At 50.3% G+C, this 12,800-nt stretch carries 9 protein-coding genes; 7 read left to right on the plus strand and 2 right to left on the minus strand.

The features are described from left to right. Entirely contained in the window at positions 1 to 3,075 is a 3,075-nt protein-coding gene (locus tag GYMC10_RS13645) for a glycosyl hydrolase (RefSeq protein WP_015734996.1), read from the plus strand. Positions 3,076 to 3,218: 143 nt separating this feature from the next. After that, positions 3,219 to 5,336: a discoidin domain-containing protein gene (locus GYMC10_RS13650; RefSeq protein ID WP_015734997.1), complete on the plus strand. Its 2,118-nt coding sequence runs from the start codon at positions 3,219 to 3,221 to the stop codon at positions 5,334 to 5,336. Positions 5,337 to 5,433: 97 nt separating this feature from the next. Here the strand turns inward: GYMC10_RS13650 and GYMC10_RS13655 are convergent, their stop codons facing one another. Beyond that, a complete protein-coding gene (locus GYMC10_RS13655) occupies positions 5,434 to 6,084 on the minus strand; it encodes a hypothetical protein (RefSeq protein WP_015734998.1) in 651 nt (216 codons plus the stop codon). Positions 6,085 to 6,278: 194 nt separating this feature from the next. Between GYMC10_RS13655 and GYMC10_RS13660 the strand changes: the two genes are divergently transcribed. Together GYMC10_RS13660 and GYMC10_RS13665 are read left to right on the plus strand one after the other, a co-directional pair. Next, positions 6,279 to 6,770, plus strand: coding sequence for a hypothetical protein (locus tag GYMC10_RS13660; RefSeq protein ID WP_015734999.1), 492 nt, complete (start codon positions 6,279 to 6,281; stop codon positions 6,768 to 6,770). A gap of 7 nt (positions 6,771 to 6,777) precedes the next feature. Next, on the plus strand, positions 6,778 to 7,533 hold the full coding sequence (locus GYMC10_RS13665) for a hypothetical protein (RefSeq protein WP_015735000.1): 756 nt from the start codon (positions 6,778 to 6,780) through the stop codon (positions 7,531 to 7,533). Between the two features lie 14 nt (positions 7,534 to 7,547). On the opposite strand, the gene GYMC10_RS13670 is transcribed toward GYMC10_RS13665, so the two are convergent. After that, positions 7,548 to 8,429, minus strand: a complete 882-nt coding sequence (locus GYMC10_RS13670) for an AraC family transcriptional regulator (RefSeq protein WP_015735001.1) — start codon at positions 8,427 to 8,429, stop codon at positions 7,548 to 7,550. 125 nt (positions 8,430 to 8,554) lie between these two features. On the opposite strand from GYMC10_RS13670, the gene GYMC10_RS13675 reads away from it, so the two are divergent. The 3 genes from GYMC10_RS13675 (at position 8,555) to GYMC10_RS13685 (ending at position 12,621) form a co-directional block, all read left to right on the plus strand. Further along, on the plus strand, positions 8,555 to 9,337 hold the full coding sequence (locus GYMC10_RS13675) for a phytanoyl-CoA dioxygenase family protein (protein ID WP_015735002.1): 783 nt from the start codon (positions 8,555 to 8,557) through the stop codon (positions 9,335 to 9,337). Positions 9,338 to 9,529: 192 nt separating this feature from the next. Further along, entirely contained in the window at positions 9,530 to 11,278 is a 1,749-nt protein-coding gene (locus GYMC10_RS13680; RefSeq protein ID WP_015735003.1) for a histidine kinase, read from the plus strand. Then, positions 11,278 to 12,621 (plus strand): response regulator, encoded by a 1,344-nt coding sequence (locus GYMC10_RS13685; RefSeq protein ID WP_015735004.1) that lies wholly within the window; start codon positions 11,278 to 11,280, stop codon positions 12,619 to 12,621. Before GYMC10_RS13680 ends, GYMC10_RS13685 begins: the two co-directional genes overlap by 1 nt. The last annotated feature ends 179 nt before the right edge of the window (positions 12,622 to 12,800 follow it).

A 12,800-nucleotide genomic window follows, 5' to 3' on the forward strand; every position in this document is an offset into this window, starting at 1 on the left:
ATGACGGTATGGAACCTTCTGCAGCATCCTCCAACCCGTTATCGAACGGTGCCGTTTTGGTCCTGGAACGACGATCTGAATAAGAACGAACTCTTACGGCAGATCGAAGAAATGCACGGGGCTGGCATCGGCGGTTTTTTCATACATGCCCGCGGGGGACTTACGGTACCGTACATGGGTGAGGAATGGATGGAGGCCATCCAGGCCTGCATCGAAAAAAGCCAGGAGCTCGGGCTTGAGGTATGGCTGTATGACGAAAACGGCTGGCCCAGCGGTTTCGCCGACGGTAAGGTGCCTGCACTTGGCCCTGCTTATCAGCAGAAGCGGCTGGCTTATGAATGGGCTCCGTTTACGGACGGAGAAAACGTGACGTTAGCCTATTATGTTCAGAGCGGTGAAGAGCTGCTGTTACTCACTCCGGATGATCCTTGCAGTCCTGACTTTCGTGTATATTACGAGGTCAATCCGTACTATATCGACACGCTAAGCAAACAGGCCGTGAAGGCGTTCATTACGACCATCTATGAAGCTTACTGGGCACATTTCGGCAATGAATACGGCACTGTGCTCAAAGGAATATTCACGGATGAACCGCAGTTTGGACGGGGGGATTTTCCGTGGTCGCTGGAGCTGGAAGAAGCCTTTGAAACCCGGTTTGGGTATTGCTTGTTGGAAGCACTTCCGTCACTGTTTCTGGAGACGAAGAATTGTCGCAGGACAAGATACGATTATTGGGCGTGTGTTACCACGATGTTCACGGAAGCCTACGCCAAGCAGATCGGAGCGTGGTGCGGGGAGCGGGGGTGGTCTTCCGCCGGACATGTCGTGGACGAGCAGACGCTTATGAGCCAAGCGACTTCAGTAGGCGATCCGTTGCTCTTCTATGAGTACCTTCAAATTCCCGGTTGCGACTGGCTCGGCCGATCCGTTAGCGAAGAGCCGCTTGTTCCCAAACAAGTCAGCTCCGTTGTGCGTCAACTCGGTAAAAAACAAGCCATCACCGAGAGCTATGGCTGCACCGGATGGAATATCAGCTTTCAGGATCTAAAGCGGATTGGGGAGTGGCAATTCGTTCACGGCATGAATCTCATGTGTCAGCACTTGCAGGCCTATTCCTTAAGAGGGCTGCGCAAAAGGGACTATCCGCCATCCTTGTTCTATCAGCAGCCTTGGTGGGAGCACTATCACCGGTTTAACGATTATTTTGCCCGTTTGTCCATGCTGCTTATGGAGGGAGAGCGACAGGCCGAGGTACTCCTGATGCATCCTATTCGGACTGCTTGGGTGGAGCAAGCGGGCTCGGACTCATGCAGGATAGAGCCTTACCATCAAGCGTTTGCCCAGTTGTCCCGTTGGATGTGTCAATCGTTCATCGAGCATGATTACGGCAGCGAGGGAATCATGGAACGTCATGGTAAGGTAGCAGGCGGACGATTCATTGTAGGAGAGGTCGGTTATCGGGTCGTTGTCATCCCTCCTTGTGTTACCTTAAATAAGGTAACCGTGAAATTGCTGCATCAGTTTATCCTTCAAGGAGGAACATTGATCGCTTTTGAACCTTACCCTTACTTGATCAATGGGGAACGTTGCGAGGACATCATGCGTGTCGTAGACGCTGCAATGAAACCTGATATGAGTCGATTATCTTTGGTGAAGATGCTTACGGATACGGTTTCACCTCCCATTTCTGTAACTGACGGAATCGGGAATCCCATTATCTCGGACATGGTTAACGTTCAGACACTTGAGCTGGACGGCTCTTATCTTTATTACCTGGTGAATTCCGGAGAAGAGCGCTATCCGGATACGGTGGTGACTATTCATCGAAAGGGTTCGCCTTTTCTTATTCATTTGGAGAGCGGCGCGATCGAGCCGCTGAACCATAAAGCAATGCCCGACGGCATTCGGTTGAACTTGACGCTGCATCCAGCTCAATCCTATATGATTCGGGTTGTCCCGGATCATGAGGAGCTAAACGATTCTGTTACGGTAACAGAACAGCATGCCGAAGGGCAGATTCTACCATTGGGTGAGCGGTGGAGAATTGATTATATCGATAAGAACAGTTTAACGCTGGATACGTGCAGGTATCGGGTGGAACAAGGCGAGTGGTCAAAACCACGGCCCCTTATTTTTATCCAGGAAGAGCTGCTGAAGATCGGAGCACCGGTGCAAATCGAATTGGAATTCGAGGTTGCCGTTGCATTTGATCCCTTGATGAAACGGGAATTGTATCTTGTCTTAGAGAATCCGGAGAAAACGAAAATCCAGGTGAACGGAAACGAAGTAGCATCCCATAGTTGTGGCTGGTGGAGAGACGTTGCTTTCAAAAAATTAGATATTACAGGCTGCCTTCAGCACGGACGAAATACCATCAGGCTTGCGCTCAATTTTTGGAACTCGCCCGAAACGTATACGGCTATAAAGCGTGCCAATCAATTTGAATCTGAGGCAAATAAGCTTACGTTTGATTCGGAGCTCGAGAGCGTGTATATCATAGGAGATTTTGCGGTAACCTCGGAATCGCCGTTTGTTGATGGAGGGGATAGTGTCCTTTTTTCGGACGGCCCGTTCATTCTTTCCGAACGTCCGCACGAATGTTCGCTGGCAGAAGATTTGGTCAGTCAGGGCTTGCCGTTCTTCGCAGGAAGCCTCCGCCTGGCGCAGACGGTTTCCATCTGTCTGGATAACCGTGCTAAATGGCTGTGGCGGTTTGACGCTAGGCCGAATGCAATTGTCACGCGATTAACCATAAACGGACAAGAAATCCACACTTTCTTATGGGAGCCGTACGAAGTTGATATCTCTGAATATCTCATTTCAGGAGAGAACCTGATTGAACTAGAGTTAATCGGAAGCTGCAGAAACTTGCTAGGTCCGCACCATCATGTGAAAGGGGAACCCCTTAAGGTCGGCCCGGACAGCTTTAAGAATAAACCCGGATGGACGGATAAGGACCTTGATCAGGACAGCCCGATCTATCAAAACCGCTATGCTTTCGTTCGTTACGGTTTGTCACATGTTCCAAGCTTGGTTCCCCAGAATATGAAACCGGAGAGGGTACGTCCCGAATGAATTAGCATATAGGATCTGCCCTTTTTGTGGAATTACCCTCATTAATCGTCCTATCCATGAAGTCTATAATGAAGAGGCGCCATATGGAAGCAGACAGGTATGAAAGGGTTTTTGAAAAACGAACGAAAAGGAGGCAATATGTAATGTCATTCGTCAAAACATGGTTTCGTGCGGCACTTGGATTTACGCTTGCTGCTGCCTTGCTGGCACCATCCGTGAATCTACAAGCGGAAGCATCGGAGGGAGGGGCTGCATTTACTCCAGCTACAATCGTAGCCTACGAGCCATCGGAAAGGTATGAAAGCTCCGTCAATTATACGCTCAAAGCGAACGGAGTACCCGTCCCGGTGGTGAAGGGGTTCAGCGATTATGACTATGCGCATTTTTCCATGTCCGACGGTCCTGTCACTTACGAGTTAACGATCCTGAATACGGACAAGGTACACGAATACTCCATAAGTCCCAAGAAGCTGGGCATCCAAGCCGATAAGATTGAAGGACGAACCATCACTTTCACGACCCAATCGGACGAGTATTTGATTGTGATGATGAATAACCGCAAGACGCGTATGGTCATCGCGGCGGATCCGCTCGAAACGGATGCACCCGCCTCAACCGGCGAGGGCATTTTCAATATTACATCCGCTCCTTATCATGTTGTATCCTCAGGTTCTTCAGCGGCCGAAGTTTCGGTAAGAACCGGGGCCATTCAGCAGGCGATTGACGATGCCAGTCATTACGGTACCGCTCGAGGAGACGGTGCGCAGGGTATTGTCTACATGCCGGCGGGAACCTATGAAATCGGCAATTTGGTATTAAAAAGTAATACGGCCCTCTACATGGAGCCGGGAGCCACCTTGGTCGGTACAGGACGAACCAGCGATTACACCGAGCACTGGTTTAAGGATTCCATGGGACGACCGGCTACCTGGTGGATCTCAACCGCATTTCAATCCGAGAATATCCGGATCTATGGACGGGGCACGATCGATGGCAACGGGCAAGCGCTACACGACGACAAAGGAACCAATGGCAAGGGAATGATCAATAACCTCGTTGTTCCGATAGCTACCTCCCATTTTGTCATGGAAGGGATCGTGATTAGAGAATCATCGGGCTGGGCGGTGGTCACGGTACGTTCTAACGATCTTGCCTTCAGAAATCTGAAGCTGTTCAACAGTTTGGGGATGGGGGAAAATGACGGGATCGATATTTGCGAATCCCAAGACGTCGTCGTACAAAATGCGATCGGCATTTCGCTGGATGACCCGTTCTCCACGAAAGCCTGGAAAGAGGATACCGATATCGCCTCGGGCAAAGTGCCATGGCCGGGCAATCCGGAGCCCGTTCGCAATGTGTTATTCGAGGATACGATTGCTTGGACCTTATGCTACGGTTATAAGATCGGTCAAGGCGTCATGCAGGATCAATCCAATATCGTATTCCGAAACGGAGTCGTTTATAAAGCGGCTGTGGGATTCGCCATTCATCATAAATACGGCACCGGTGCGGTGAGTGACGTAACATTCAAATCGATGGACGTCGAAGATATCAGCGGCAAGAACGAGGACAATAGCGCATGGATGACCATGTTCACGGTAAATGGAAGCAATAACGGCGTGGGACCCGTCAGAGACGTTAAAGTGAAGGATATTACGGTGCGCGACGCAGGTGAAAGTTTTGCCAAGATCAAGGGTATGGAAGGTGCCGAGATTACGGATCTGATGTTCGAGAATGTTTATATGCCAGGATCAAGCTTGCCGGCAACTACACTGCACGAGATGAACTTCTTGAGCAAAGAGCATTACGGCGATGTCACGATCAGACCCGTTCAGAATGAGGAACCTCTGCCAAAAACCAATTTGGCGCTGCACCGTCCAGCCATGGCTTCGTCCAATGACGGATTGGAGGATACCGCGCCGTACGTTAACGACGGAAGTTTAACTACGCGCTTCGGTTCGAAGCGGGGCGTGGACCCCGGCTGGATCTATGTGGATCTCGGAGAGACGCGAACGATAAACGAAGTCAGGCTCTATTGGGAGGCCGCTTATGGGAAGAGCTACCGGATTCAGGTAGCCGACGATCCAAGCGATGAGGCGAATTGGAGAGATGTATACAGCACCACGACAGGCAAGGGCGGTCTTGAGACGATAACTTTTGACGAAGCGGACGCGCGGTATGTACGGATGTACGGAACAGTCCGGGCTACAATATACGGATACTCCATTTGGGAATTTGAGGTATATGGGCCTGAAGAGTGAAGACTAGGGGGACGGTGGGCAGTTGATTAATAAGCAAAGGACACATTCTCTTAATGAGGTGTGTCCTTTGCTTATGTTGGCAGGCAGCCCTCTTCGTTTATCGAAGCGATAAATATTCCAGCAGGGCATCCATTTGCTCGCTTCCCAAAAGATCCGACAGTGGCGGCATCACATGGGCGAGAAAATCAGGCTTCGTCTCATAAGTTTCTTCGTCGCTGGTTTCACCTTGAAAAAGCAGAGCGCCTTCAATGAGGATGGACAGCGCGTGAAAGCAATCCGCAAGCGAATTCGCGATCAGTTTAGGCTCGCCACCTTCGAAAGCGGCATATACGGGTGAACCACTGGCTTGAACATCTACAATCAGCGGATCATCGTTCACATTGGCAATGACAACGTGATGAGCTGGCCAATTGCTCGATTCTATGGTTTCCCCCCTATCGCTAATCCAGCGATAGCCCATTTGCTGCCGGACCAGATGCTCGGGAGAAACAAAGTAAATGACAGCCGATTCGCCGATCTCAACCGCCGCGTTTTTCATTTTATGGGTTCCTTCGGCCATAGCGTCAATCATCTCATAATGGCTATATAGATAGGTCAGCTCAGGGGACAGCGTGATACGGTCATCCACGGGCGGCAGCCGGACCTCGGACCGCTGCCGTATTTCATGATCGGTGAAGAGCCCGAAACCCCGATTATATAAGTCCTGTTGTTCTATGAATCTAGTTAAAGCCGCTTCCAGTTTCAGCATTCATTTCATCCCTTCCAGCATGTTAACCGAATTATAACACGCCGAGTCATCGCGGTTAAGCGCGAGAAATTCTATCTCTGATTTGATATATGGTAGAATATCCCGTATGTAGAGAATCTATTAAACGAACTGAAGATGGTATCACGAATACGAATAGGACGTTGATTCTGCAGCAAGCAAGGAGGCGGCAAGGGATGAAATATGAATTCAATATAACGGCTTCGATCTCCGAGCTTGTATGGTATCCGGATGAGCTGTCTGACGAGTATAGGGTACACCCTAACTTTAAAGCCGTGATGGATCGGCTTGGCATAGCGGTTCCCGTAAAGGAGATCTATGAGCGGTATTTCGATAGTCCGGTGAACACCGGTCATGTTCTGGTATTCCAGGAGACGGAGGGCCCGGCTTCCTGCATCGTGCTGGACATGTATCGCGATCCATTGGACCAGCTGGATATGATCCAGATGGGTTGGCGAAGCCAAGGCGAAGATCACGAGCTTCGCCGGCTTTCCCGCAAATTCTATGATGAATGTGAATTTGCGGTCCGTTATCAGGAAGGTCAATCGGTATTGTCCGAGAAGCTTCGCGAAGATCGATATCCACGGACCTTCCGGTATCATGCGGTATTCGAACAGAGAATGAAGCGATACGTCAATTACGCGGATTCCCCTAATTTGAAGGAGTGAGCAAGCTATGAATATATCGGAATCTCATATTCGTCCTTTTCCGGCTTACGAGGATGTATTCGAAGGCGACGTGGAGCGGTACCGGAAGCATTTTCTTCCGATTCTTTCCCTGAATCTGAAGTGCCTGTTTCCGGGCGAGGATCAGTGGCTGCACTTTGTGTCCGTCAAAGAAATATACGACGGCAGCGTTGGCGAAGAAACCGCGTCCGAACACCGGCCGTATACCAAGGAGGATATGCTTGGTTTTGATGTAGTGAACGGAAAATACCGCTTTGAAGCGGATTGGAACTACTTTTTGCTCGAGCAGGAACCGGAGCATGAGACGCTGGCAGAAGCGTACGCCGACAATGAGCGGGACTTTATGGCCCGCAAGCGGTTCTATGAAGAGAAGGGGCATATTTTCCCTTACTCGTCTTTTGGTCGTGCTGCGGAATCTGCGGACGCGCTGATTCAAGAATTCAAGGAAAAGCAGGAGAAGGGCTGGGGATTAAGCTTCCCGGAGATCCATGGTCTGCTGGATGACATTGGCTTTATGTCAGAAGAGGTACAGCGGGATCTGCAGGAAGAGGGGGAATCTCTTGAGGACTGGCTGCGCTTCGAGCAGACCAATCTGTCGCATGTGCCGCGTACGCTGGAAGGAGAGACTTTTACCTATGTCGGCCGGTTGACGGGATATTATTTTCAGGCGTACGGAGCAGACGCGCTGTATTTGTTCTATTCGAAGAAGCTGGGCAAGGCCGTCGTTTGTTTGGAATATACTTGAGCTGCGGCTCTCGCTCAATGATCTGTCCCTAAGAACCATTTGGCACGATAAACCGCCGGAGAGATGCCTTTGAATTGGGTGAACAGCCTTGTGAAGTAATGAACGGAAGAGAATCCGGTTCGTTCCGCAATCAGCTTGATGGGATCATGGGTTTGCTGCAGCAGAAGCTCGGCTGCCCGGATCCGTTCGGTGCGAACCATGGACGAAAAGGATTCATGGATGCTGCCCGCAAGCAAGCGGGACAACTGCCGCTCCGACACGTTGAGGTATGTCGCCACTTCCGGCAAGGATAACGGTCCGCTCAGATTATCTCGAATGTACAGTTTTGCCCTTTGGACAAGCTGCACCGTGGTTGAGTAGCTCGGAGCCGCATCGAGGTTGCGGGCAGCCCCGAACAGGGCAGGGAAGGATTCGAGCAGCGCATGCGCAAGTTTGGGCAGAAGCGAAGCAGGCAGCGAGTCTTCGGCTTCCGAACGAACCAGCATGGATTTCCATAATTGGATGGCCGGCGATTCGCTGGCAAACTCGGTCCAAACGGTACATCGCCGAAGCGCCTCCAAGTATGCCGCCGTTACATCCGAGGCTGAAGGTTTCTCCCTGGCATCATATGCAACGAACAACAGATTCAGATCGTGAACGTCCTTGATCTGATGGAGCTGACCTGGACGTGTACAGAAAGCGACCCCAGGATACAAGGGGTATGTCCTGTCGCCTTCGAGATACACGCCGGTTCCGCCGTTTACATAACAAATTTCAACGAAAGAATGCCGATGCAAGGAATTGGCCGTCAAATGACGAACGGTTCCCCAGTAATGGACAAGGAACGAGAGGCTCTCGCCTTCTAACCGGCCTGCAAAACGATTAAGCCGTTCCTCGCTTTTGCTCCAATGGTACAAGGCAATAACAGCTCCCTTCTGGCGTAATTTTGCAAAACGTCGTCTTTCCCGTGCAAATACGATCCCGCTTGCCCTCACTATAATTAAACTAGATATTCCATAAAATATCGAGAGGGTGCATGGCGATGATTGACGAGAAGGATGTGCAATTTTACAAAGAGAATGGGTATTTGCTGGTCCGAGGCGTTTATAATCAACAGGAAGTCGAAGATATGCGAACGGCCGTTGAAGGGATTATCCAAAGGGCGGCACGCGCCAAATCGGATCAAAACCATGCATGGCAGGGCGATTTCCTGCCGCCTGAACAGCTTAAGAAGCTGGTTCTGAAAGGATTTCACGACGTGCAATATCATGATGCCGCTTTCATGCGTGCCGCGATCCATCCTCGAATGACCGAAGTGCTGAACGGGATCATCGGACCGAACGTGCAGCTGCATCACTCCAAAATGCTGGTTAAGCCCCCTTCTAACGGGGCCGCATTCCCCATGCATCAGGATTATCCGTATTTCCCTCATCGGGATCACACGATGCTTGCTGCCAGCGTTCATCTCGACGACGCCGATATGGAGAACGGCTGCCTCTGCGTCGTTCCCGGCTCTCATAAGCAGGGCGTATTGCCGCATGTCGGCGCTTACTATTTGAACCATAAAGAGCATCCTTTATCTTCGGGGACTCCATGTCCGGCCAAGGCAGGCGATGTATTGTTCTTCAATTACTTGACCATCCATGGGTCGGACGTGAACCGGAGCGAGCGTACGCGCCGAAACATCCTGTTCCAATATCGCGATGCTTCGGATGTGCCGACCGCGGATGTTCACTTCGATTGGGGCATGGGCTTAATGGTCAGCGGAACCAACCCGGATTTTAACAATGTGAAGCCGAAGTATGAAATCATCAGTGCGAAATGACCACATAACAGCACCGATCCCTGTGCTGAATGATAAACCAGCTTAAAAGCCCCTTACGGGGCTTTTTTTTATGCCTGGAACTCATGACTGTCATGTTTGCACCTAATATGTAAAAATAATTCGTTGTAATGTCAGCCGGCCCCCCTATACTAGATGATAATGGATGGAGTGATAACGAATTGGGGGAAAAGCATGAAACTTCAGGCTGCGGGCAAAGCATCGAAATGGTTTGTTTATCAAAAAATCGTCATCGTATTTATCGTATTGTTACTTCCTCTCATCTCGATGAATATTTGGTTGAATTATAAAGGAATGTCCGTCACCAAGGAGTCTATCTTGAACTCCGCGGCCGCGGGTGCGTCCTTCTATTCCACGCAGCTCGATAAAGAAATGTATTTTATCCGGAATTTGCAGCTGCAGCTGTTAAATGACAAGGATCTGCAGAAGCTTAGTTTCCGAGGCAGCATGCTGGAGGATTACGAAGAGGTGGAGCTCATCGACCAGGTCAGGGATCGGCTGGCAACCTTGATGGTTTCCAGCGAATATGTCGTGAGTGCCGGCGTGTACGTGAAGGATGTCGGGAAAACGATCTCGACCACGACGGGGGTGACCAATACCCCGAACAAGGAAATGGAACGGATATCGTCCATGATGGCGGTGATGCCCAAGCCTTCATTCTATAGGAGCGGTGACCGGATCTTTCTGATCGAAACCGAAAACAACGGGGCTGTATGGTCATACATCGAGATTTCCCGGCCCAAGCTGCTCGGGGCTTTAAGCGAAATCGCCAAGCTGTATCCGGAATCCGAAGTCCTTCTGGGGAGTAGAGAAGGCAGCACCATCTTGACGACGGCGCCTGCGGCCGATGAGTCAACAGAGATCTTGAATCATGTCCTGGACAAGCCGGATACGGATCGAAATGCGCCGGAGACGGGGGAATTGGGAGGCGTAGATTATTTTATCATTCAGAATGAAGTCGGCTCGCTGGATCTGTCCTTGGTCATGTACGTGAATCAGAATGAAATTACCCGCCCCATAAGCCAATTCATTACCTGGTTCTATACGCTGTTTATCCTTGCCGTGATTGTGATGGTGCTCTATTCGTTCTCGGTCAATCTGATGATCCACAGGCCTTTGTCCAAGCTCGTTAAAGCCTTTCATATGATCGAAACCGATAATTTGAATATCCTGATCGAGTCCAGAACCAAGGATGAGTTTCATTACGTGTTTAACGGTTTCAACAGGATGGCCTTGAAGCTTAAACAGTCGATCGAAGAAAACTATGAGCAAAAAATAGCACTGCAGCACTCGCAGCTGAAGCAGCTGCAATCCCAGATTAACCCGCATTTTTTATATAACAGCTTTTTTAATGTGTATATGATGTGCAAGGTCGGAGATTCGGATAGTGCGGCGGAGCTCTCGCAAAAGCTCGGCAGCTATTATCAGTACATCACGAGAAGCGGCTCCGACGAAGTGCCTTTTTATACGGAATACAGGCATGCTCTGGATTACTGCGACATACAGGGCATTCGCTTCTCGAACCGGATTTCATATGAGCATAGGGAATTTGCGGACATTCCCCAAGGTATCACCGTACCGAGACTTATTGTTCAGCCTATCGTGGAGAATGCGTTTGAGCATGCATTCGAGGATGGCATGGAGGAAGGCATGCTGTACATCAGCGCTGATTATCGGGAGGGCAGACTGCGTATCACGGTGGAGGACAACGGGAATTTGCTTACGAATGAGATGCTGCAGCGTCTGCGCGGCAAGCTTGCCATGGATTCGAAGCATGTGGAGCAGACCGGATTGGTCAACGTGAACAACCGGCTTCAGCTCAAGTATGGGCCCGGCAGCGGATTAACCGTCTCGCGCAGCGTCCATGGCGGTTTGAAGGTGGATTTGATCATTATGATTCATGAATCAGAGGAGGCATCGTGATGTACAGACTGTTGATCGTGGACGACGAGCCCGTCATCGTGAACGGCTTGGTTCAGCTTTTTCAGGAGCAAACGCAATTCGACCTGGATGTATGGAAAGCCTATTCCGCCAAGGAAGCGGTGGAGATCGCCATGAGAGTGAAGCTGGACATCTTGGTCAGCGATATACGAATGCCCCATAAGAACGGGCTTCAGCTGATTGACGAAATTACGTATTATTGGCCGCACTGCCGAATCATTTTTCTGACCGGTTACAGCGAGTTTGAATATGTGCACGAAGCCCTGCGCAAGAACGTGGATAACTACATCCTGAAAACCGAAGGAATCGATCCGATCTTTCAAGCCGTCCAAGAGGCTTCCTCCAGGCTGGATGAAGAGAACCGACGCAGAATCCAGGCAGAAAAGGCTAAGATGCATTTTCAAATGGCCGAGCCTCTGCTCAAGCGCGAACTCATACAAAAGGCATTGAAGGGGGAAGACCTGGGTTCCCTGTTGTCGCAGCCCCGTTATGAAGAGGTGGGGTTCGGTATCGACGCAGATCGGCCGGCATTCCTTCTCGTTGGAAGGGTCGGAATGGCCCCGGAGGCCAAGACGAAGAATGCGGTGCAAGCCGTTCAGATGATGTTCATCAACGACCTGCCCAGCTCGTTTGCCTGCGAGCATGCCGTACTGGATGAAGACTTGCTGGTATGGCTGCTGCAGCCGGGCGAGGAGCTTCTGGACCGTTATCGGAGGTTTGAGCCGGAGGACTTGCTTCATTGGCAGGGCATGATGTCGTATATGAGGGGCATCCTGGAGCAGGTGCAAAATGAGTGCGAAGAGCTGCTTGGCGTTCAGGTTTCTTTCGGGATATCGGGCAATCTTCTGCATCAATGGAACACGGCGGGAGAGCAGCTTCATGCTTTGCGGACCATGCTGCACAGCAGGGCGGCGCTGGGACAAGAGATGGTCGTTGCCGATATCGAAAAGGCCAAGGAACACGAAGCGATGATACATGGAAACAGCCAGTTGAGGCAGGATGACATGAAATTCGATGTGATCGATCGGATTCACAGGTACATACTGGAGCATATATCCGGGGACGTCTCGTTGACCGCCATAGCGGAGGAAGTGCATTTTAACCCATCCTATCTTTCGCGCTACTACAAGCAGCTGACAGGTCAAAATCTGCTGGAGTATATTCAGGCGAAAAAGATGGAAGGGGCGCTTCATCTGATGCAGCATACGAACATGAAATTACAAGAGATTGCCGTGCGGCTCGGGTTCGAATCCCCGTCGTATTTCACGACGTTTTTTAAGAAAAAGATGGGCGTAACCCCGCAGGAATACCGAAATACCCAATAATAGGTAGTTCAAAAAGTCCGCTTTTGATAAGAAAACCTCTATCGAGGCCACTTCAAGGATGAGCGACCGCGATTCAGAAGTAGGTTTTCTTGCGATATAGAATTTCATCAACTCCGTTGATAACTTATAAATCCTATATCTAACACGAAGTAACACTGAAAGCATATTCGGCATCGAAT

The organism is Paenibacillus sp. Y412MC10, from assembly GCF_000024685.1.
Classification (GTDB): domain Bacteria; phylum Bacillota; class Bacilli; order Paenibacillales; family Paenibacillaceae; genus Paenibacillus_AQ; species Paenibacillus_AQ lautus_A.